Consider the following 22,472-nt stretch of genomic DNA (forward strand, 5'->3'; position numbering starts at 1 on the left):
GGTTCTGCCTACAACTTGACATGGTTCGTCAGTTCCTCTCTCGGTTCTCTCTCTGAAACGGCGTCTCGAGCTTCTTGCCGCCGCGTCCGGCCTGCCGGAGTCAGCGCACGGGGCAGGCGCAGGCGTTGAACAGCGATGCCGGCCGCCAGGACCAGCGCCTCGACGAGCCGCTGCCCGGCCGTGGAGGCGCCCGCCGCGAGCACCACCTGGGACAGCTGCGTCAGGAAGACCGCGCCGATCGAGCTGGACAGCACGCTGGCGATCCCGCCTGTCATCGCGGTCCCGCCCAACACGGTCGCCGCGATGCTGGGCAGCAGGTACTGGTCGCCGATGAACAACGTCGGGGTCCGGACCCAGCCGGCGAGGATGATCGCTCCGACGGCGTAGCAGACCGCCGCAAGCACGTAGGCGCCGACGACGTAGCGATCGGTCCGGATGCCCATCGTCGCGGCGGCGGTGCGGTTGGCCCCGACCATCAGGAAGACCCGGCCCCGGGTCGTCCCCTTCAGCAGCACATGGGCGACCGCGACCACCGCGACGGCGACGAACGCCGGCGTGGGCACACCGATCCACTGTGCCGACATGAAGGTCGTGAGGGCCGGCGCCGCGGGCGTGGGGAACTCGTTCGAGACGATATAGATCACGCCGAGCCCGGCGGAGTTCGTGGCGAGCGTGACGACGAACGGCGTGATGTTCAGCTTCGTGGTCGCGATTCCGTTGACCAGGCCGAAGGCCGCGGCGACCACGAGAGTCAGCACCACGGCCACCGGAAGCTTGGCATCGTCTCCGTCGGCGAACTTCGTGACCACCACTGCGGCCAGACCCACGATCGCGGGGACCGAGAGGTCGATGCCACCCTGCGCGAGCACCAGCGTCTGGCCGACCGCGATCAGGGCGAGGGCGGCGGCGAAGGGCACCATGCCGGCCAGCGCGCCCGAGTCGAGACTGCCGGGCGCGATCAGCGGGCTCATCACGAACAGCAGGACCGTGGCGACGCCGATCCAGGCGAATCGCATCGCCCGAGGAGCGCGGATCATCGCCGGCACCGTCCGACGGCGCGGCCGCCGTCCCGGACCGGTGGCGACGTTCCCGCCGTCGACCAGGGACCGGCATCGAGCCGGGGGGTGGTGGCGCAATCCTTCATATCGCTCCGTTCGGACTGTGGGCGCATCGCCGGCGCTTCCTCTGACAGGGGCGGCCGGCGACCTAGGTCGGTGACGACACGGCCTGCGAGCCTCGCCCCGCTGCGACCGAGCGCTATCGCTCCGGCAGCGCCGTGACTGGGCACGCGCCGAACATTGACATGCTGCATGCAGCATGTCAATAGTGCATGCATAATGTCGTCGTGCCTTCTGATCAGACGCCGCAAGGAGACCCCGTGCACCCAGACCCGCCCGCTCCGGCGAGAGTCGCCGTCGCCCAGGTGGGCGCGACGGCGGGCGCGCTCGACCGCAACTTCGAGGCGACCCTCGAGCAGATCAGCGCCGCGGGCCGCCTCGGTCACGATCTGGTCGTCTTCCCCGAATGCCATCTGACCGGCTACCTGTTCGACGACCCGCGCGCCACCGCCGCGGCGGCGATCGGGCTCACCGATCCCCGCATGGCGGGTCTCGTCGACGCCTGCCGCCGGAGCGGCGTCCTGGCCACGGTGGGCTTCCTCGAGCGCGACGGTGATCGGGTCTACAACTCGGCGGCTCTGGTCGACGGGCGAGGAGTCGTCGGCCACTACCGGAAGCAGCATCTGCCCCACCTGGGGGCGGACCGGTTCGTGGCTGCGGGGACGGATCGCGGTCCCCGGGTGTTCGACACGAGGATCGGGCGCGTCGGCCTGATGATCTGCTTCGATCTCCGCTTCCCCGAGTCGGCGCGTGTGCTCGCGCTCGACGGCGCCGACATCATCGCGATGCCGACCGCCTGGCCGAGCTCGGCACACCTCCTTGCTGAGCACTTCACGCGCGTCCGGGCCGCGGAGAACCTCGTGTACCTCGCGGTCGCCGACCGAGGCGACGTGGAGAACGGGACCACCTACCTCGGGGGCAGCCAGATCGTCGCTCCGAGCGGGGAGGTCCTGGTCCGCGCCGATCGTTCCGAAGGCGTGTTCGCGACGACCGTCGACCTGACGGCGGCGCGCAACAAGCGGCTGGTGTTCCTCCCCGGCGAGTACGAGCTGGCGCCCTTCGAGCAGCGCAGACCGGAGCTGTACGGCGTGCTCACCCAGACCCCCGAGAACTAGGCGAAAGGCAGACCCCATGTGTGGACCCGAGATCATCACCGACGAGGTTCGGAAGAAGATCGCAGCTCACGCGGCCCGGTTCCGGGAGGTGACGAGGTCCCCGTTCGGCGCTGATGACGAGATCGGGATGCTCAACCTGCTGTCGCCCGAGGCGGCCCGACGCGCCGTCGCCCGCGCCGACGCGGGCGCGGCGATCGACCTCTCCGTCGACCTGTTCATGGGCATGCCGTCCTGGACCAAGGCGGGCGACCCGCCCTTCCAGCAGTGGATGACGCACACCCCCGGGGGCACGGTGCTCGACGACCTCACCGGGGCCGGTCGGGTGCAGAACGAGCTGGTGGCGTACTCAGGGGACGCGATGTCGATGTATACACACACCGGGACGCACATCGACACGCTGAACCACTTCGGCTATCGCGGCGAGATCTGGAACGGCTTCTCCGCCGAGCAGCACCTCAGCTCACGGCACTGGCTCAAGTGCGGCGCGGACAAGATGCCGCCCATCATCGGCCGGGGCGTCCTCTTCGACGTGGCCGCGCTGCACGCGGTCGAGATGCTGCCGGACAACTACGGGATCGGCGCTGCCGATCTCCGGGGCTGCCTGCAGCGTCAGGGCGTGACGTTCAACCCGGGAGACATCGCCCTGGTCCGCACCGGACGAATGTCGCAGTGGCCGGACCCGAGGCGCTACATCGACAACAGCCCCGGACTCAACCTCGAGGGCGCGCGCTGGCTGGCCGAGGCCGGAGCCTCGGTGATCGGTGGCGACAACTCGGCGTTGGAGCAGATGCCGGCAGACGACGAGGAGAACTGGCAGGTGGTGCACACCTACCTGCTGGGCGAGGCCGGCGTACCCATGATGGAGCTGGTCGACTGCCAGCAGCTGTCCGCGGACGGGCTGTTCGAGTTCGCCTTCGTCGGAGCCTGCCTGAAGATCCGGGGCGCCACCGGCGCCCCGATGCGCCCCCTTGCCATGCCCTTCACGGCCTGACGCCTCCCGAAGCCACCCCGACGAGAAACGAGCCACCCATGCCCGACAATCCCGCCACCTCGGCGATCGACGCGAGTCGCACCTCCTATGGAGACGAGGACTTCAGCCGGTTCCTGCGGCGCGCGTTCCTGGCTTCGAGTGGATACGACGACGTCGACCTCGATCGGCCGATCATCGGAATCGCCGTCACCACGTCGAGCTACAACACCTGCCACCGCGACATGCCCGCACTGGTCGACGCGGTGAAGCGGGGTGTCCTGGAGGCCGGCGGCCTGCCGCTGACGTTCCCGACGGTCTCGCTCGGAGAGATCCTCACCTCGCCGACCTCGATGCTCTACCGGAACCTGATGGCGATGGACACCGAGGAGATGATCCAAGCACTGCCCATGGACGCGGCGGTGCTGCTCGGAGGCTGCGACAAGACGGTCCCCGCTCAGCTGATGGCGGCCGCGTCCTCCGACAAGCCCGTTCTTCTCGAAGTGGTCGGGCCGATGATGACCGGCCAGTGGCGAGGCGAGCGCATGGGCGCATGCACCGACTGCCGCCGCCTGTGGGCCGGCCACCGCGCCGGGGAGCTGGACGCGGCGGAGATCGCCGAGGCTCGGGGAGAGCTGGTCACGACCGCCGGCACCTGCGCGGTCATGGGCACGGCCTCGACGATGGCCTGCATGACCGAGACGCTGGGGATGATGCTGCCGGGCGGAGCAACGCCCGGAGCCGCCACCGGTGAGCGACTGCGGCATGGAACCGCCACCGGCCGACGGGCGGTCTCGATGGCCCGTGAGGGTGCCCCGCTGCCACGCGAGGTGCTCACCCGGGCGGCCTTCGACAACGCGATCAAGGTGCTCGCCGCACTCGGTGGCTCCACGAACGCACTCGTTCACCTGCTCGCCGTGGCACGCCGGGCCGGCGTGGAGCTCGAGCTGGCCGACTTCGACACGATCGGCGCGAAGGTGCCGCTGCTGGTGGACTGCAAGCCCTCGGGCAGCCAGTACCTGCAGGACTTCCATCACTCCGGCGGCCTGCCGGCGCTGCTCAAGGTCCTGGAGCCGGAGCTCGATACCGCTACCCGGGGGATCGCGGGGCAGCCGTTGAGCGAGTTGCTCGGGGACGTCCCCGAACGACAGGACTGGCAGACCACGATCCTTCCGCTGGACCGCCCCCTGGGTCCCGCCGGGGCACTCGCGGTCGTCCGCGGAACGCTGGCTCCGAACGGCGCGGTGATCAAGACGTCGGCGGCCAGCCCGCGACTTCTCCAGCACACCGGGCCGGCGCTCGTCCTGGAAGCCGACCAGGACATCGCTGCGGTGCTGGACGACCCCGACCTCGATGTCACGCCCGACCACGTGCTGGTGCTGCGCTCCGCAGGCCCCCGGGCGGCGGGCATGCCGGAGGCCGGCGCCCTGCCCATCCCGAAGAAGCTCGCACGCCAGGGAGTCCGCGACATGGTCCGGGTCTCCGACGCACGCATGAGCGGCACGTCGTACGGCACCGTCGTCCTGCACTGCGACCCCGAGGCGGCCGCCAGTGGTCCTCTCGCAGTGGTCCGCAACGGGGACCTGGTGCGTCTGGACGTGGAAAACCGACGCCTGGACCTTCTCGTGGAGGAAGATGAGGTGCAGCGCCGACTCGGTGAGTACAGCCCGCCTCCACTCCCGGAACGTGGGTGGCGCCGCTTGTACGCCGAGACAGTTCTGCCGGCAAGTCAGGGTGCTGACTTGTCGTTCCTGTGAGCGGGGCGCTAATGATGAGCACCCCGGCCTTGCCACCGAGAGGAATCGCACCGTGAAGCCACTGGTCATCGACCACGCCTCGCTGACCGAGCGCGTCTTCGAGCAGCTTCGCGACGCCATCCGCGGCGGCGAGCTCGCCCCGGGATCTCTGCACTCCGTGGTCGAGCTGTCGAATCAGCTCGGCGTGTCTCGGACGCCAGTGCGCGAAGCGCTGTTGCAGCTCGCGAGCAACGGCATGGTGCGGTTCGAGCGAAGTCGCGGCGTACGGATCCTCCAGCTGTCGACCAAGGACATCGAAGAGATCTACACGCTCCGTCTCCTCCTCGAGGCTCCCGCCGCCTATCTGGCCGCCACGCACATGTCCGACGAGCAGAAGGAGACGTTCACCGCTGCCTTCGACGGCATGCGCGCCGCGTGCGAGGCGGGCAACGAGAAGCTGTTCCAGAAGCACGACTTCACGTTTCACGAGACGATCCTCCGCGCGGCCGACAACTCGAGGGTGGTCGACGCGGTGGCGAAGGTGCGGTCGCAGATGCACTCTCTCGGGCTGTCGACCACGAAGACGCGAACGCTCGCGGACATCCTCGCGGTTCACGAGCGCATCTACGCTGCCGTACTCGACGCCGATGGCGCGGGCGCGGCCCGGGCAGCCCAGGACCACCTGCTCGGCACGCTGCGGATGCTGATCCAGCAGTCGACGGGCGACGGTGCCGACTACCAGGCGCCCGTGGTCCCGGTGTTCCCCGACTAGTGTCGTGCGTTGGACGTTGTTGAGCGGTTGGCGTGCTCAGGTGGCGGCGCGCTCGCCGACGTAGACGGGCGGCAGCCGGTCGCGACCGAGCGCGGTGAGCGTCTCGTACCTGCTGCGGCCGCTCACGGCGGACCACTGCTCCGCCGTGGGCTCGCCGTCGTAGCCGGGGCCGAGCAGGGTGACCCGGTCGCCGGGGGCGACGGGCAGATCGCCCAGGTCGACCACGAACTGGTCCATGCACACCCGGCCGGCGATCGCGGCGGACGCGCCCGCGACGCCTACGGTCCCTCCCCCGCCGGCGAGCACGGGCAGGCCGTCGGCGTACCCGACCGGCACCAGGGCGAGCCGGGTCGCGGCGGACGTGCGGTAGGTGTGCCCGTAGGAGACGCCGGCGCCGGCGGGAGCGTCCTTGACGTGGGTGACCCGGGCCCGGACCGTCATCGCCTGGCGGAGGTCCACCGGAGCCGGCTGCCCGACGAGCGGGTTCACGCCGTACGCCGCGAGCCCGCAGCGCACCAGGTCGAAGCGCAGGTCCGGGCGGGTCAGGGTCGCCGCCGAGTTGGCCAGGTGCCGCAGCCTCGGTCGCAGCCCGGCGGCCTCGGCCACCTCGACGGCGCGCAGGAAGCTGTCGCGCTGCTCGTCCGTGGCCGGATGGTCGACCTCGTCGGCGCACGCCAGATGGGACCAGACCCCCACCACCCGCACGAGACCTTCCTGCTCGTAGCGGTGCGCCAGGGCGACCAGCGCCGGCCACTCGTCCGCCGCTCCCCCGCGCCACATCCCGGTCTCGGCCTTGAGGTGCACCTGCGCCGGGACCCTCATGGCCCGCGCCGCGGCGGCGATCTCCGCCAGCTGCGCGCCCGAGTAGGCCGCGACCTCGATGTCGAGTCCGATGGCCTCGGCGTACGGCGCCCCGGGCGCGGCCAGCCAAGCGAACAGCCGCGACTCGATGCCGGCCCGGCGCAGCGCGAAGGCCTCCTCGAGGATCGCGACGCCGAGGTGCGTGGCACCGGCCTCCAGCGCGGCGCGGGCGACCTGGGGCGCGCCGTGGGAGTAGGCGTCGGCCTTCACCACGACCATCAGCTCGGCCGGCGCACTGGCCGAGGCGAGCAGGCGGACGTTGTGGCGCACGGCGTCGAGGTCGACCTCGCGCCACGCCAGCGCCCGTTCACCCCTCGTGGGCGACGTCGGCGGCGGTACGACGAGCGCGTCCGTCATCTGCTCTCCTGGTTCGGGCCGGTTCGGGCCGGTTCGAGTCGGTGTCAGCAGGATGGCCCGACCGGCCGCCCGAGGGATTGGGCCAGCGGCACAGAACGGCGCGCGTGCATTGTCCTCGGGGCATAAAGCGGCGGTCGGGCACGCGAGTGGCACAGTGGTGCCGTGATCACCGCCGCCGGCGTGGCCGACGCCCTGACCCCCGCGTTCGTCGAGATGGTCCAGGCCGGCGCCGCGCGTCCCGTGAGCGGGCTCGAGGTCGTGGACCCCGAAGACCTGATGCCCGTCGAGCGGGGCGACCTGGTGGTGCTCGTCGGCACGCGCCGGGCGGACGAGGTGGTCGACGCCGTACGACACGCCGAGGCCGCGGCAGGACTGGTGCTGCGCCGTACCTGGGCCGACCTTCCGCAGGTGCGGGAGGCGTGCGCGGCCGCGGACCTGCCGTTGCTGGCGGTGGCCGACGGGGTCCCGTGGTCCTCGGTGCTCGGACTGCTGCGCTCCGCACTCGACATCGCCCGCACGATGAGCCACCAGCAGGGACCGGTCGCCCACGTCTACAGCGACCTGTTCGACATGGCGGACAAGATCAGCGCCATCGTCGACGCCCCGGTCACCGTCGAGGACGCGACCTCGCGCGTGCTGGCCTACTCGACCGGACAGCACGACGTCGACGAGGCGCGGATGTCGACGATCATCGGCCGCCGGGTGCCGCGCGAGGTCCGCGGGCACTTCCGATCCCTCGGGGTCTTCCGGCGGCTGGCCAGGTCGGACGAGCCGTTCTTCGTGCCCGCGGGCGAGGGCGGGGTGAAGCCGCGGTACGTCGTGCCCGTGCGCGCGGGCGGCGAGTGGCTGGGCTCGGTCTGGGCCGTGGTCGACGCACCCGTGCCCCAGGCCCGCGAGCGCGAGCTGGTCGCGGCGGCGCAGGTGATCGCGCTCTACCTGCTCCGGCTGCGGACCCAGGGCGAGTTGCAGCGGCAGGTACAGCTCGACCAGATCCGCTCGCTGCTGCGCGGCGAGCCGCCCGAGCGTCCCGACTGGCTGCCACCGGGGCCGTGGCGGGTCGCCGCCCTGACCGGACCCACGCAGGCGGGAACAGCCGAGGCACGCTGCGAGCTGTGGCTGGCGCTGGCCCGTCGGCACGGGTGGCGCCAGCCGCTGGTCGCGGACCTGGACGACCGCGTGTACGCCGTGCTCGGCTCCGAGGGATCCGGTCCCGGCACCTGGTCCTGGCTCGGTGAGGTCGTGCAGAAGGAGTGGCCCCGCAACAGCGTCCTCGGCATCGCCGCGGGAAGCCCCGTCGGCACCCTGGCCAAGCTGACCGAGTCACGCCACCAGGCCGACGAGGTCGACCGGCTCGCCCCGGCCGCGCTGCCTCGACCGGTGGCGTCGGTCGAGACGTCCTGGGCGGCCCTCGTGGTCGCGCGAGCGCTGGCCGGGCTCGGGCAGACGCCCCTGGTGTCTCCGGTCGCGGCCCTGGTCGAAGCCGACCACGAGAGGGCCGGCACGGAGCTGACCACCCTGGAGGCCGTCATCGACTACTGGGGCGAGCCGCAGCGCGCGGCCCGGGCGCTGGCCGTGCACCCGAACACGATCCGCTACCGGATGGCCCGACTGGCCGAGACCTGCCCGGTCGACCTCGACGACCCACTGCAGCGGCTCGCCGTCCGGCTCGAGATCGCCCGGATCCGGGCCGGCGGCTGAGTCGGGCCCGGAGCTCAGCGCAGGGGGTCGATGGCGCGCAGGGGCGCGGGAGCCCGGCCGGTCGCGATCTGCTCGGCGAGCAGCCGGCCGGTCACCGGTCCGAGCGTGATGCCCCACATCCCGTGGCCACCGGCCACGAAGACGCGCGAGTCGGTGGTGGCACCCACCAGAGGCAGGCCGTCGGCGGTGCACGGCCGCGCGCCCACCCACTCGTCCTCCCGCTGGTCGAGGTGGGCACCCTTCAGCAGCGTTCCGGCCTCGTCGACGAGGGCCTGGATGCGGCGCGGGTCCATCGGCGCGTCCGCCTTGCGGAACTCCATCATCCCGGCGATCCGCAGCCGATCGCCCACGGGCGTGCAGGCGACGCGCTGCTTCGGGAAGTAGACCGGCCCCTGGGGCAGGTCGTCGACCTTGACGGTGAACGAGTAGCCCCGGCCCGCCTGCACGATCCGGCGGACGCCGTACCGCCCGGCCAGCTGGTTGAGGACCGCGCCCGTGGCGATCACGACGGCGTCGAAGCGCTCGCCGCCGACGCTCACCCCGCCGCTGTCGCTGCGCAGCTCGCTGACGTCGTGGTCGCCACGGATCACCCCACCCCGGACGCGCACGGAGTCCGCGACGGACGCGACGTACGCCGACGGGTTGAGGTACCGCTCGTCGAGGATCCGGATCGCGGTGCCGATCTCGTCGGAGAGCGCGGGCTCCTGGGCGCGCGCGGTGGCGCCGTCGAGGGCCTCGAAGTTCACCGACTGCCCGCAGGCCCGGATGTGCTCGAACTCCTCGAGCAGGGCGCGGCTGTCCTCGACCGTGCGGAACGCCGCGACGAAGGGCTCCGCCGCCTTGGTGCGCGCGGTGACGCCGCCCCGCTCCATCTCGTCGAAGGCGGCCAGCGCCTCGTTGTTGAGCGGGATCAGGGTCTGCATCGCACGCTGCCAGCGCTGCGGCGTGCAGTTGCGCGCGAACTGGATGAGGAACCGCCACAGACGCGGGTCCGCGCTCGGCGGGACGAACACCGGCGACGACGGGCTGAGCACGGCGCGCACGCCGTACTTCAGCACCGAGGGCTCGGGCAGCGGCACCGCCATGCTCGGCGTCAGCCAGCCGGCGTTGCCCCAGCTGGAGCCGGCGGCGACGCCGGTGCGGTCGAGCACCGTGACCTCCACGCCGTGCTCCTGGAGGTACCACGCGGTGGAGAGTCCGACCATCCCCGCACCGAGGACCGCGACGCGCCGGGGAGGTGAGCTGATGCTGGAGGCCATGACTCGATGGTCCTGCGACCAGCTCCGTCTGTCTTTGTGCTCTCGGCTCACATTCCAGTGCCGATGCTGTGCTGCCGGAACAAGGTGACCGGTGCTCCGTCGTCGAGGAGCATGATGGGCGTCGCCGATCGCCGACCGGCGATCACCGTGAGGAGGCAGCCGTGCTGAGCGATCTGCTGACCGAGCTGCCCGGCCGCGTCATCACCGATCCCGACGTGATGGCCGCCTACTCGCGCGACCAGTGCGGCGCGGCCGAGAGTGGAACGGCCGCCGCGGTCGTCCTGGCCAGGTCGACCGAGGATGTCCGGGCCGTGCTCCGGATCGCCTCCCGACACCGCGTGCCGGTCGTCACCCGGGGCACCGGCACCGGCCTCGCCGGTGCGGCGAACGCGATCGACGGCTGCATCGTCCTCTCCCTCGCCGCGATGGCCGAGATCCTCGAGATCGACCCGCTCAACCGCACGGCCCGCGTGCAGGCGGGGGTCGTCAACGGCGACCTCGACGCGGCCGCCAGGCGGCACGGCCTCTTCTACGCACCGGATCCGGGCAGCCGGGCCATCTCGTCGATCGGCGGCAACCTGGCGACGAACGCCGGCGGGATGTGCTGCGCCCGCTACGGCGTCACCCGCGACCACGCGCTCCAGCTGACCGTCGTCCTCCCCACGGGAGCCGTCACGACCATCGGCGCCACCACTCGCAAGGACGTGTGCGGACTCGCGCTCGTGCCGCTCGTCGTCGGCTCCGAGGGCACGCTGTGCGTGATCACCGAGGCGACCGTCCGCCTGACGCGGCTCCCCCCTGCCCGGGCGACCGCGGTCGCGACCTTCGCCTCGACCGCGACGGCCGTCCACTTCGTCGCCGAGTCCCTCCACGAGCCGGCGGCCGCCGAGCTGATGGACCGCGTCACCGTCCGCGCCGTCAACCGGATGACGGGCATGGGACTCGACGAGGACGCCGGCGCGACGCTCATCGTCCAGCTCGACTCCGCCGACCCGGACCGGAGCGTGGCGGCCTGCGTGGCGGCCGCGCAACGGCAGGGGGCGCTCGACACGTTCTGGACCGTCGACGCCGACGAGGGTGCGATGTTCATGGAGGCGCGCCGCGCCGCCCTGCCGGCCCTCGAGCAGCTCGGCAGCGTGCTGCTCGACGACGTCTGCGTACCGCTGACCCGGCTCGCCGAGATGCAGCAGCGGATCGACGCGATCGCCGAGCGGTGCGAGGTCACGATCGGGACCTTCGGGCATGCGGCCGACGGCAACCTCCACCCGACCGTGGTCTACGACCCGGCGGAGCCGGGTGCGTCCGACCGGGCCCGGCAGGCGTTCGACGAGATCCTGCGGGCCGCTCTCGCACTCGGCGGCACCGTGACCGGCGAGCACGGCATCGGGTCGCTGAAGACGGCGTTCGTCGGGGATCAGCTCGACCCGGTCGAGCGCGAGCTCATGCATCGCGTCAAGGCCGCCTTCGACCCCGACGGGATCCTCAACCCGGGCCGCGCCTACTGAGCGCGCGACCAAGGCTCGCACTGCCCGGTAGGTGGACGGCGCCCGACCGACGGCCCGCGCCTGCCTACGCTCGCTCACACGCCCGACGGCACCGACCGCCCCTGCAGGAGTACAGATGACCTACCGCCCCGAGACCCTGGCCGTGCACGCCGGCCAGGAGGAGCACGACCCGGCCACCAACAGCCGGGCCGTGCCGATCTACCAGACCACGTCGTACGTCTTCAACGACACCGAGCACGCCGCGAACCTCTTCAGCCTCGCCGAGCCGGGCAACATCTACACCCGGATCATGAACCCGACGCAGGACGTCTTCGAGCAGCGGATGACCCAGCTCGAGGGTGGCGTCGGCGCGCTGGCGGTGGCGAGCGGCTCGACCGCGACGACCTACGCGGTGCTCAACCTGACCTACGCCGGCGACAACATCGTGGCGCTGTCGACGCTGTACGGCGGCACCTACGCGCTGTTCGCGCACACGCTCCCGCAGTTCGGCATCGAGGTGCGCTTCGTCGACCCGGAGAAGCCGGAGGACCTGGCCCGGCACGTGGACGAGAAGACCCGGCTGGTCTTCGGCGAGACGGTCGGCAACCCGAGCATCAACGTCGTCGACCTCGACGCGTGGGCCGAGGCCGCGCACGCCCAGGGCCTGCCCCTGATCATCGACAACACCGCGCCCACGCCGTACCTCGTCAAGCCCTTCGAGCACGGCGCGGACGTCGTCGTGCACGCCGCGACGAAGTACATCGGCGGCCACGGCACCTCCATCGGCGGCGTGATCGTCGACTCCGGCAACTTCGACTGGGCGGCGCACTCCGACCGGTTCCCGGGCCTGACCAAGCCGGACCCGGCCTACCACGGCGCGGTCTGGACCGACGCGGCCGGCCCCGCGGCGTACATCATCCGGGCCCGCACGGTGCTGCTGCGCAACACCGGCGCCGCCACCACCCCGATGAACTCCTGGCTCTTCCTGCAGGGCCTCGAGACGCTGCACCTGCGGATGGAGCGGCACAGCGAGAACGCGCTCAAGGTCGCGGAGTACCTCCAGGGTCACGACGCGGTCTCGTGGGTGAACTTCCCCGGTCTGCCCAGCAGCCCCTACAAGGCGGTGCTCGACCGGATCGGCACCGGCAAGGGGTACGGCGGCCTGATCAGCTTCGGCGTGAAGTCCGGGCGCGAGGGCGGCAAGCGCTTCATCGAGTCGCTGGGCCTCTTCAGCCACCTCGCCAACATCGGCGACGCGAAGTCGCTGGCGATCCACAACGCCACCACGACGCACAGCCAGCTCACGCCCGAGGAGCTCGAGGCCGCCGGCGTGCCCGAGGACATGGTGCGGCTCTCGATCGGCATCGAGAACGTCGAGGACATCATCGCCGACCTGGATCAGGCGCTCGCGGCCAGCAAGTGAGCGGCCGGTCCCGGCCAGCACCATGGAGAGTGACACGATGACGCCGTGAGCGGCACGCTCGGCTACGTCGAGACGCAGCGGGTCGTCCTGGCCGACCAGGACGACCCGCTGCTCCTGCGTGGCGGCGGCCGGCTCGACCACGTCGAGGTCGCCTACGAGACCTACGGCACGCTGTCGCCGGCGCGCGACAACGCGATCTTCGTCTGCCACGCCCTCACCGGCGACGCCCACGCCGCAGGGCTGCACCTGGGTGCGAAGAAGCGCGGCTGGTGGGACAACCTGATCGGTCCGGGCAAGCCGGTCGACACCGACCGGTTCTTCGTGATCTCACCCAACCTGCTGGGTGGCTGCTCGGGCACCACCGGTCCGCTGTCGACCGATCCCGCCACGGGGACGCCGTACTGCCTCGACTTCCCGATGCTGCACATGACCGACCTGGTCGCGGTGCACCGGCGGCTGACCGCGCACCTCGGGGTGGAGCGGCTCTATGCCGTCGTCGGCGGGTCGCTGGGCGGCATGCAGGCCCTGCAGTGGGTGATCGACGATCCCGACGCGCTCGACCGGGCCCTCCTGGTGGCCGCGTCGTCGCGGCTGTCGGCGGAGAACATCGCCTTCTCCTCGGTCGGCCGTGAGGCGATCATGTCCGACCCCGACTTCTGCGGTGGCCGCTACGTCGAGCAGGGCGTCTTCCCGTGGCGCGGCCAGAAGGTCGCCCGGATGATGGCCCACATCAACTACGTCTCGCCGCAGTCGTTGGAGGCCAAGTTCGGCCACCGCCGGCGCTCGCACGGCGACGACTGGACGCTCCAGCCGGACTACGAGGTGGAGCACTACCTGCAGCACCAGGGACAGGTGTTCCTGGACCGGTTCGACGCCCTCTCCTATCTCTATCTGACCCGACTGCTCGACTACTTCGACCCCTTCGCCGACCCGGGGACCGCCGCCGCGCTGCGGCGGACGCGGACCCGCTTCCAGCTGACGTCGTTCGACTCCGACTGGCGCTTCGACTCGGCGCAGTCGGCGACGCTCACCGAGCAGCTGCGCGACCTCGGGGTGGAGGTCGACTGGGCGGAGCTGGCCTCACCCTTCGGCCACGACTCGTTCCTCCTCGAGCCGCCGGGCTACCACGAGCGCATCGCCAAGTTCCTCGCCTGACCCGCTCCCCGGCGGGGCGGGACCTCAGACCCGCGCCGCGACCTCGGACTCCGTGGGTTCGGGCAGCTCGGGCAGCACCATGTTGAACCGCCGCTGCTGCGCGCTGACCACGACGTCCTGCGACTCGGAGCGGCCGCTGCCGGGGTCGAGCGCGGTGAGCACGTAACGACCGAGCGGCGGCAGTCCGAGCTCGTAGTGACCACCCTCGTCGGTACGGGTCGCACCCACCGACTCGCCCGTGGCGTCGGTGAGCACGACCAGCGCGTCCTCGATCGGCCAGCCGCCCCGGGAGATCACCCCGGCCACGGTGAGCCGCTCGGCGACCTCGAGCTCCGGCACCACCTCGGGGGCGAGCTGGCGCAGCTCGGACCGCGCGGCCCAGCCCTCGGCGGCGTAGATGACGAGGTACTCCCCCGCACCCGGCAGCACGACCGACCAGCGTCCGTCGTTGTCGGCGCGCGACCAGTCCGCCTGCCGGCCGCTCCGGTCGAGCACCGACACGACCGCCAGCCGGGCCGGCCGGCCGTCGGAGCGCCGCACCCGACCGCGGACCACGACCTCGGCGCCGGCGTCGGCCCGGCGTACGGCGTCGGCACGGACGGCCGTCGGCCTCTCCCCCGGCCGGGCCGCGGGCAGCGGCGCCAGGGCGGGTGCGATCCGGGCCGGGACGAAGAAGCCGACCGCGGCACCCAGGAAGGCGGCGGCCGCGGCGAGCCAGCTCGTCGCGTGCACCGCCGCCTCCGACGGGAAGCCGCCGGCGACGGTGCCCGCCGCCAGGACCGCGGCGACGGTCGCCGAGCAGGTCGAGGTGCCGATGGAGCGGACCACGGTGTTGAGACCGTTGGCCGCCGCGGTCTCGGTGATCGGCACCGACTGCATGATCAGCACCGGCATCGCCGCGAAGCTCATCACGACGCCGATCGAGACGATCGCGACGCCGATCAGCAACTGGAGGGCCGAGGCGTCGAACAGCACCCGGGCGACGTAGCCCAGGCCGGTCACCAGCAGTCCGCCGACCAGGGTGGTCCGGGGGCCGAACCGCCGGGTGATCGACGCCGAGATCGGCGACATCAGGACCATCAGCAGACCGCCGGGCAGCATCGCGAGCCCGGCCTCGGTGACCCCGAGGCCGAACCCCACGCCGCTCACGACGGGCAGCTGGAGCTGCTGCACCGCCACCAGCATGTTGGCGAACATCGCGAACCCGGCCAGCAGCGCGGCGATGTTGGTCAGCAGCACGGGTCGGCGCACCGAGGTGCGCAGGTCGACCAGTGGCTGGCCGGTGCGCAGCTCCCACGGCGCCCAGAGCGCGAACACGAGCGCGGCGACCACGAAGGACAGCAGGGTCCACTGGGACGTCCAGCCCCACGAGCCGCCCTTGGAGATGCCCAGCAGCAGCGACGTCAGCGCCACCGACATCAGCACGGCGCCCAGCCAGTCGAAGCTGCCGGGGGTCCGCAGCGTGGACTCGGGCACCACGGTCAGCACCAGCACGAGCAGGACCACAGCCATGACCACGCTGCCCCAGAAGACCGCCTGCCAGCCGATCGACTCGTAGATCACGCCCGAGAGCGGGAGCCCGACCGCCCCGCCGATGGCGAGCGTCGCGCTCATCAGCGCGACCGCTCCGCCGATCCGCTCCGGCGGCAGCTCGTCGCGCATCGTGGAGATGCCGATCGGGATCAGCGCCGGGGCGAAGCCCTGCAGCGCCCGGGCGATGATCAGCACGACCAGGGAGTCGCTCGCCGCGCCGAGCAGGGAGCCCGCGAGGAGCACGAGCAGCGACACCACGATCATCCGGCGCTTGCCGTGCATGTCGGCGAGGCGGGACAGGATCGGCGTCGCGACCGCGCTCGTGAGCAGCGTGACCGTCACCAGCCAGGAGGCGTTGTCGGCGCTGGTATTCAGCAGCTTCGGGAAGTCCGGCAGCAGCGGTACGACGAGCGTCTGCATCAGCGAGACCGCCGTGCCGCAGAGCGCGAGCACCAGCACGATCGGGCCGGAGCGGCGGGATCGCTCCGGGGTCGTGGCGGGAGTCGTGGCGGTGGCCGTGGCGGTCACCGGGCCGCCCTCGACGACGAACGCCGCCGCGAGCCCGTCCGGTCGATGCCAGGGTCCGACCGATCCTGCGAAGGTCCGACCGCTTCGTCCGGGACACCCACAGGCTCGATCAGATGCATGAAGGCATCGTCTCAAAGAGTTCGGACAGTGGGCGCGCGAGATGCAGCACACCGAGCGGATCTTCCGGCTCATGCGATACTCGCCGCGTGGGACCAGGCCGACCGGCGCAGACGTCTGTCGACGAGCTGGTGGCCTTCGAGGCCGCGACCCGCGACCTCGTCGGCCTGGCGCTGCGCAGCGTGGAGCACGCCGAGGTGTCGCTGCCCCAGTTCCGCCTGCTGATGGTGCTGCACGAGCTGGGTCGCGCGAGCTCGACCCGGTGCGCGCAGGCGCTCGGGGTGGCGGGCTCCTCGGTGACCCGGCTGGCCGATCGGCTGCACGCCTCCGGGCACCTGGTCCGCGGCGCGGACCCGGGCCACCGCAGCGTCGTCACGCTCGAGCTGACCGACGCGGGGCGTCGCGTGGTCCGGCAGGTGACGACGCAGCGCCGCCGGTCGCTCAGCCAGGCGCTGGACCGGCTCGAGCCGGCGGAGCGGGCCGCCTGCGCGGCCGCGCTGACGAAGCTGCACGACCTCCTGGCCGAGACCGGCGCCGTCGAGCCGCACCCGCACCTGCCGCTGTGACCCGAGCGAGGCCGCGCCTCGCGTCCGCGCCCGTCGGCGGAGCGAGGCCGAAGTCTTGCGTGTCACAACTCTTGCATCCTGCAAGCGTTTGCGCGAAGGTGAACTGGACTGGTTCAAGAGTTCGGTGGGGCCGCACGACACCGCCCGCCCGGGCCCGCCGGGCGGTCGCGCCCGGACCACGACGCATCGCCCGACCATTCGCCCCACCATTCGCCCCACCATCGAGCGGAGACGCACATGAGCACGACCGTCAGCAGCCCGGCCCTCGACCACGCCGGCGTCCGAGGCCCGCAGAAGCTGGGGCCGCTGACCCCGCTGGTCGGCGAGTGGGAGGGCGACGTCGGCGTCGACCTGTCGTACCACAACCAGGACGACGAGACCGGCCACACGTCCTACTTCGAGCAGGCCACCTTCAAGCCGATCCCGATCCAGGAGAACGGCCAGCAGGTCCTCTGGGGGCTGAGCTACTCCATGACGGCGTGGCGACACGGCGAGGAGGCGATGGACCCCTTCCACGACGAGATCGGCTTCTTGCTGTGGGACAAGGCCCACGGCCAGGTCATCCGCAACGTCGTGTTCGGCCGCGGGATCGCGATCCTCGCCGGCAGCGACGCCCGGCCGGGCGACCGGGTCCTCCGGTTCGACGCCAAGCCCGGCGACCCGTCGTACGGCATCCTCCAGAACCGGTACCTGATGGAGCGCGCGGAGATCAAGGACTTCACCAGCGCCTTCACCTTCGAGGACGACGACACGTTCAGCTACACCTCGGACCTGCTGCTCCGGCTCGCCGCCACGGGCGCGGAGATGCACCACACCGACCAGAACACGCTGCGCCGGGTCCGGCGGTACCACCCGAGCGCCGAGTTGGACTGAGTCCTCGCTCGCGCACGGGCTGGGCGGGGACCATCGCGTGCCCGTGGTCCCCGGCGACGCCGGTTCATCAAGGGATGAAGATCGACCAGCGCCTCCCCAGCCGAACTCAGCCGGGGAGGCGCAGCCTCGCCCTCATACCTTGATGAAACCTCCCTCGGAGGGGCGCGCCGGCACCAGTGGGCGGGACCCAATTTGGCGCGATCGGAGAAGCCGCCGGTGTTATCGTCGCGTGCCACCGAACCCGTGGAGGTGCGCGAGCATGCCGGGTCCTCGTCGTCTCGTCCTGGTTCCGGCCGGGTGCGTCCTCCTGCTCGCCGCAGCGCTGCCGTCGGCCACGGGCGTCGGGCGACCCCCGCCGGAGACCGTCGTCGTCCGCGACGGCCACACCTCGGTTCCGGCCGTCGACATCTCCCGGGTCAGGCTGGACGCCAGCTGGTACTGGGACTCGGTGCAGAGCGTGCGGGTGCGGGTGCCGCAGGGCTTCCGGCCGGGTCATCGGCTGACCGCGTGGTTCGACCTCGACGGCGACGCGACGCCCGACGGCCACGTCACCCTCCAGCTACGCACGCCGACGCGGCCCCACGGGACGGCACTGCGCAAGGTCCAGGAGTTCCGGGTGGGCGGCGGCTGGAGCCGCGGGGGCAAGCGCGTGTCGTGCACGACCCCCGAGGGCGATCGGCCGGCCGCCGGGCGGATCCGGAGCGGCCAGCGGAGCGTCGTGCTCGCGCTCGACCTCTGGTCGTGCCTGCGGGCGCCGACTCCGGGAGCCGTCGACCCGGGCTCGTGGCGGGCCACGGTCCGGGTCGCGAAGGGCGGGCAGGCCGACATGGCTCCCAGCCGCCGCCGCTGGAGCGCACCGGTGGCGGGCTGGGGCCCCTGCGATCCCTCGGGCGGTCGGTGCTGAGCGGTCGGCCGCCGAGGGCCGGGCTCTCAGCCGTCGGCCTCCTGGGCCTCCTTGGCGGCCGCCTTGATGTCGTCGGCCTCCGTCTTGTCGATGGCGGACTGGACGATGGCGTCGGCCCGCTCGAGCGCCTTCTGGATCCTGACGGCGCCGGGGTCGGAGACCAGGGCGAGCAGGCCCGAGTGCCCGGGCGGGATGGCGTGCTCCAGCTGCTGCTCGAGCTCGCCGTGGTGATGGCGCTGGCGCAGCTTGCCGACGAGCGCGCCGGCGGAGCCGGCGACGGCCGCACTGCCGAGAATCGACGGCGGGAAGATCACGCCGAGCGCGATGCCGCCGACGATGCCCCACTTGAGCCCGGACCTCGTGCTGTGGTCGGTCGCCTTCTGGACCTCCAGCTTGCCGTCCTCGGAGCGGCGCACCACGATGACGCCCTCGACCGCGACGGTGCGGCCGTCCTCGATGGACTTGAGGGCCTCGTACGCCTCCCACGCCATGCTGGTGTCGCTGAAGTCCGCGACGAGGAGGGTGCGGGCTCCGTCGGAGACCGCGGCGGCGCTCACCTCGAGGTCGGGGTTCTTGCTCTCATCTGACATTCCGGGCGCTCCTTGATCGGGGGCTTCCACCTTCGAGCCACCGGGGCCCGATGGCATCACCCGGTACGGGTGGATCGGCGGTGCCGCGGGTCCGGTCGGGCGCCGCCGGGCCGAGAGCACGCCTCACCTCGGCTTCCGCTTGAACGTCCGTCGCTGGGCCGGAGGGTCCGACCCGACGTCGGCGCGTCGCGCCTCGGCACGCTCCTCGGCCTTCTTGCGGATCCGGGCCGTGACCGTGCTGACGGCGGTCGCGATCACGAGGACGTTGAACACCATGGCGACCAACACCAGTCCCCGGGCCACCTGGCCCTGGGCATGGATGTCGCCGTACCCCACGGTGAGCAGGGTGGTCATCGTGAAGTAGAGCGAGTCCAACCGGGTCTCCAGGCCCACGATCTCGCCGGGGTAGGAGGTCGCGAGCCGGTAGAACGCGAGCGCGAATGCGAGCACCGCGATCACCAGGGCGAGCAGCAGCCCGTCGACCTGCCGGTTCTGGTCCTCGACGTGGACGACGACCTGCCAGATCACGCCCGCCGCGAGCAGCAGGAGCGCGGCCACCCCGGTGACCGCGCGCGCCACCAGGTTCTCGTCCTCGAGGCTCACCGGGACGGTGAAGTAGGCCACCAGGGCGAGTGCGGTGAACGTGAGCAGGCGCAGCACCCGCCGCCAGCCGGTCACCCGCGTCGTCCCCTCGCGGCTGCACCCGCGGCAGGCGGGCGTCCCCGGGCGGTGGGCTGGCTGGTCATGCGCTCATGGTCGTCCCGTGACCGCTGCGCCGGGCTCGCCCGATTCGGGTGGACGGAGCGCCCGCTCACAGCAGGTGCAACGAGCGTGCGGCGGCGAGGGCGGCGCTGCGCCGGTTGACCGAGAACTTGGCATAGAGGCTGGAGACGTGCGTCTTCACGGTGTTCTCCGACACGAACAGTTTCGCCGCGATGTCGGCGTACGTCGCTCCCCGAGCCAGCTCGCGGAGCACGTCCCGCTCCCGGGGACTCAGCACCGGCGCACCGCTCGCCTCGGCGACCTCGAGTTCCGCTTCGGGCGCGGCCGGGGTCGGACCGAAGTACGCCGCGACGCCGGGCAGCTCCGCGACGGTGGCCACCAGCTCCCCGACCCACGGCGTCGCGTGCACCCGCCACTGCCGCTCGAGCATGCCGGCGACCGGGGTCCCGTGGCGGGTCCAGCCGAGGAACGGCACCGCGTTGCGGCGTACCTCGGTGGCGATCACCGCTCGATCCATCAGCTCGCGTGCGGTCGTGGCCTCGCCGAGCTCGTCGCGCAGCTGGGCCGCCGCCACCAGCGCGAGTGCCTGCACGGGCGGCTGTGGGAGGCGAGCGGCAGCCGCAGCCCGCTCGAAGCGCGCGGCCGCACCGCGCCGGTCGCCGCGCAGGTCGGCGCGCAGGCCGGCGACGAGGGCGGCCTCGCCCGGGAACCCGCGCTCCTCGAGCCGGTCGCGCAGCCCGCCGAGCGGCGCCCGGTTGCCGGTCAGGCTCGCGAGGAACGCCCGCTCGACCTGGAGCGCGGCCCAGAGATGATCCGGAAGCTCGGGCGTCTCGATCGACACCTCCAGCGCCCGCTCGGCACCGGAGAGGGAGCCGGCGTTCAGCTCGATCCGCGAGCGGTGCATCCGCGCCCAGAACCTGGTGGCCGGGTCAGCGGCGCGCAGCGACTCCTGGTCCTCGCGATCGACGCTCCGGCCGGCGGCGGCCGGCAGGTCGGTGAGCAGCGCGAGCTCGCGGACCAGTACCGCACGGGCGCGGGCGAGCCGTGCACCCCAGGGCTGTCGCTCGGTCGACGCCAGCAGCTCGTCGGTGAGCTCGACGCAGCCGGCCTCCCTCCCGAGCATGAACTGGGTGAGCGCCAGGTGCGACAGCGCGACCGCGACGAGTGCCGGGAGGTCACGGGATCGGCCGAGCTGGAGGGCGATCGTCAGGCTGGCGGCCGCTTCGTCGAGGCGGCCCAGCCAGTTCTGGCTGACCGCGAGCTGGCAGAGCAGCACCGGCACCAGCGCCTCGTCGGGCTCGGGTCGGCGGTCGGCCAGCACCCGCTCGGCGTCGGCCACGGCGTCCGCGACCGACTCCAGGCCGAGTCGCGACCGCATCAGTCGCGCACCAGCTCGCTGGAGGGTCGTGATGTCGGCGCCGGCCGGCGGCGCGGCGATGATGCGGTCGAGCCAGTGCCGGGCGTCGCCCACTGCTTCGGTCAGCCATCGTTCGAGGGCGATCGTGAACCACGCTCCGGGGGTCGCGTCGACGGCCGAGGGGTGCGCGAGGGCCCATGCGCCGATGCCGGCGCCGTGGCCGCGCAGCAGCAGCGTCGGTCCCACGGTGGCGAGCAGCTCCGCGACGGCCGCGTGGTCGCCGAGGGCGACCAGTCGGCGGAACGCGTGCTCGGTGGTCCCCGCCGCGACGTCGAGCCGCACGGCGCGCCGCACGGTCGCGGCCGCCCGGTGCACGTCGTCACCCCCCGTCGCCGTACGCCGACGGACCACCTCCGCGAGCAGCGGGTGGATCGCGTAGCGGACGCCGTCGGCGTCGGGAAGCCGGGCGACCAGCAGGCCCATCGACTCCAACTCGGCGAGTGTCTCGCCGGCCTCGGGGTCGTGGGTGAGGGCAACGGCCACCTCGGGGGCGACCACGGGCTCCGCGCCCACGCAGAGCAGCAGGTGTCGCTGCCGCTCCGGGAGGGTCGCGAACACCTCGGTGGCGACCCGGTCCGCGACGGTCGTGCCGCCGTCGGCGTACCGCCGCGCGTGGTCGACGGGGTCGGGCGCGGCGGCGACGGCACGTGCGGCCAACACCACCGCGGCGCACCAGCCCTGGGTCCGATCGGCGAGCATGCCGGCCACCTGGGCGGCGTCGGCGGGCACGTGCGCGGCGACCAGCGCCTCGGACTCCTCGCGATCGAGGCGGAGGAGCTCGCCGCGGAGCACTGTGTAGTGGCCGAGCAGCTCCGAGGAGAGCCGGGTGAACGGCAGGTCCCACCGCGACACCATCAGCAGACGGAGCGAGTCGGGCTCGGTGTCGAGGCGCGCGTCCAGCGCCCGGATGGTGGCGATCGGCAGGTCCTGCGCATCGTCGACGACCACCAGCCGGTCGCGGTCGAGCAGCGGGAGCAGCCGCTCCGGCGTCCAGGTCGGGTCCGCGCGCACCCAGGTGGTCTGCTCGGTGCGGCCGGTCTCGCGCAGCCAGCCCACGACGCCGAGGGTCTTGCCGGCGCCGCCGGGGCCTACGAGCACGGTCACCGCCGCCTCGGCGGCGCGGTCGAGGCGGGTCCAGAGCCGACGCCGCGGGACGTAGACCCGCGGGAGGCGTGGCAGGTGGTCGATCGACGCGTCGGCCGGTCGGCCTGCGGACATGGACACCCCCTCGCGATCCGGAGGCGCGCCCGCCGTCCGGCCCGGAATGGGAACCTAG

18 protein-coding genes are annotated in these 22,472 nt (G+C 72.4%); 11 read left to right on the top strand and 7 right to left on the bottom strand.

Features of this window, described 5'->3' with window-relative positions; all coding sequences use genetic code 11:
- Positions 1-8: 8 nt before the first annotated feature.
- A complete protein-coding gene (locus tag KM427_RS17430; protein ID WP_215524723.1) occupies positions 9-1,037 on the bottom strand; it encodes an ABC transporter permease in 1,029 nt (342 codons plus the stop codon).
- A 341-nt stretch (positions 1,038-1,378) separates the two neighbouring features.
- Here KM427_RS17430 and KM427_RS17435 point away from each other — a divergent pair, with 341 nt between their 5' ends.
- Genes KM427_RS17435 through KM427_RS17450 form a run of 4 tightly spaced genes read left to right on the top strand, consistent with a single transcriptional unit; the run spans position 1,379 to position 5,708 of the window.
- A complete protein-coding gene (locus KM427_RS17435; protein WP_215524724.1) occupies positions 1,379-2,233 on the top strand; it encodes a carbon-nitrogen hydrolase family protein in 855 nt (284 codons plus the stop codon).
- A 16-nt stretch (positions 2,234-2,249) separates the two neighbouring features.
- Positions 2,250-3,224 (top strand): cyclase family protein, encoded by a 975-nt coding sequence (locus KM427_RS17440; RefSeq protein WP_215524725.1) that lies wholly within the window; start codon positions 2,250-2,252, stop codon positions 3,222-3,224.
- 38 nt (positions 3,225-3,262) lie between these two features.
- Positions 3,263-4,957 (top strand): dihydroxy-acid dehydratase, encoded by a 1,695-nt coding sequence (locus KM427_RS17445; protein ID WP_183593589.1) that lies wholly within the window; start codon positions 3,263-3,265, stop codon positions 4,955-4,957.
- A 52-nt stretch (positions 4,958-5,009) separates the two neighbouring features.
- Positions 5,010-5,708: a GntR family transcriptional regulator gene (locus KM427_RS17450; RefSeq protein ID WP_183593588.1), complete on the top strand. Its 699-nt coding sequence runs from the start codon at positions 5,010-5,012 to the stop codon at positions 5,706-5,708.
- 36 nt (positions 5,709-5,744) lie between these two features.
- Here the strand turns inward: KM427_RS17450 and alr are convergent, their stop codons facing one another.
- Positions 5,745-6,926, bottom strand: coding sequence for an alanine racemase (gene alr, locus KM427_RS17455; RefSeq protein ID WP_215524726.1), 1,182 nt, complete (start codon positions 6,924-6,926; stop codon positions 5,745-5,747).
- A gap of 162 nt (positions 6,927-7,088) precedes the next feature.
- On the opposite strand from alr, the gene KM427_RS17460 reads away from it, so the two are divergent.
- On the top strand, positions 7,089-8,624 hold the full coding sequence (locus tag KM427_RS17460) for a helix-turn-helix domain-containing protein (RefSeq protein ID WP_215524727.1): 1,536 nt from the start codon (positions 7,089-7,091) through the stop codon (positions 8,622-8,624).
- A 14-nt stretch (positions 8,625-8,638) separates the two neighbouring features.
- Here KM427_RS17460 and KM427_RS17465 read toward each other — a convergent pair whose 3' ends face one another.
- Entirely contained in the window at positions 8,639-9,883 is a 1,245-nt protein-coding gene (locus KM427_RS17465) for an NAD(P)/FAD-dependent oxidoreductase (protein WP_215524728.1), read from the bottom strand.
- 161 nt (positions 9,884-10,044) lie between these two features.
- On the opposite strand from KM427_RS17465, the gene KM427_RS17470 reads away from it, so the two are divergent.
- The 3 genes from KM427_RS17470 to metX all read left to right on the top strand — a co-directional run bounded on the left by KM427_RS17470 (position 10,045) and on the right by metX (position 13,945).
- Entirely contained in the window at positions 10,045-11,388 is a 1,344-nt protein-coding gene (locus tag KM427_RS17470; RefSeq protein ID WP_252274607.1) for an FAD-binding oxidoreductase, read from the top strand.
- A 115-nt stretch (positions 11,389-11,503) separates the two neighbouring features.
- Positions 11,504-12,790, top strand: a complete 1,287-nt coding sequence (locus KM427_RS17475; RefSeq protein ID WP_183593584.1) for an O-acetylhomoserine aminocarboxypropyltransferase/cysteine synthase family protein — start codon at positions 11,504-11,506, stop codon at positions 12,788-12,790.
- Positions 12,791-12,835: 45 nt separating this feature from the next.
- On the top strand, positions 12,836-13,945 hold the full coding sequence (gene metX / locus KM427_RS17480) for a homoserine O-acetyltransferase MetX (protein WP_215524729.1): 1,110 nt from the start codon (positions 12,836-12,838) through the stop codon (positions 13,943-13,945).
- Between the two features lie 24 nt (positions 13,946-13,969).
- Here metX and KM427_RS17485 read toward each other — a convergent pair whose 3' ends face one another.
- Positions 13,970-16,006 (bottom strand): MFS transporter, encoded by a 2,037-nt coding sequence (locus tag KM427_RS17485; protein ID WP_215524730.1) that lies wholly within the window; start codon positions 16,004-16,006, stop codon positions 13,970-13,972.
- 206 nt (positions 16,007-16,212) lie between these two features.
- On the opposite strand from KM427_RS17485, the gene KM427_RS17490 reads away from it, so the two are divergent.
- The 3 genes from KM427_RS17490 (at position 16,213) to KM427_RS17500 (ending at position 18,466) form a co-directional block, all read left to right on the top strand.
- Complete coding sequence (locus KM427_RS17490; RefSeq protein WP_252274610.1) at positions 16,213-16,689, top strand: MarR family winged helix-turn-helix transcriptional regulator; 477 nt, start codon at positions 16,213-16,215, stop codon at positions 16,687-16,689.
- Positions 16,690-16,926: 237 nt separating this feature from the next.
- Positions 16,927-17,562 (top strand): heme-binding beta-barrel domain-containing protein, encoded by a 636-nt coding sequence (locus tag KM427_RS17495; protein WP_215524731.1) that lies wholly within the window; start codon positions 16,927-16,929, stop codon positions 17,560-17,562.
- Positions 17,563-17,821: 259 nt separating this feature from the next.
- On the top strand, positions 17,822-18,466 hold the full coding sequence (locus KM427_RS17500; protein ID WP_215524732.1) for a hypothetical protein: 645 nt from the start codon (positions 17,822-17,824) through the stop codon (positions 18,464-18,466).
- 26 nt (positions 18,467-18,492) lie between these two features.
- Here the strand turns inward: KM427_RS17500 and KM427_RS17505 are convergent, their stop codons facing one another.
- From KM427_RS17505 to KM427_RS25745, 3 genes are all read right to left on the bottom strand, one after another.
- Positions 18,493-19,056, bottom strand: a complete 564-nt coding sequence (locus tag KM427_RS17505; protein WP_183593578.1) for a DUF1269 domain-containing protein — start codon at positions 19,054-19,056, stop codon at positions 18,493-18,495.
- Positions 19,057-19,179: 123 nt separating this feature from the next.
- On the bottom strand, positions 19,180-19,734 hold the full coding sequence (locus KM427_RS17510; protein ID WP_215524733.1) for a potassium channel family protein: 555 nt from the start codon (positions 19,732-19,734) through the stop codon (positions 19,180-19,182).
- A gap of 133 nt (positions 19,735-19,867) precedes the next feature.
- Positions 19,868-22,414, bottom strand: a complete 2,547-nt coding sequence (locus KM427_RS25745) for a LuxR C-terminal-related transcriptional regulator (protein WP_286674200.1) — start codon at positions 22,412-22,414, stop codon at positions 19,868-19,870.
- Between the last annotated feature and the right edge of the window lie 58 nt (positions 22,415-22,472).

Origin of the sequence: Nocardioides sp. LMS-CY (assembly GCF_018732145.1) — a bacterium.
Taxonomy (GTDB): Bacteria; Actinomycetota; Actinomycetes; order Propionibacteriales; family Nocardioidaceae; genus Nocardioides; species Nocardioides soli.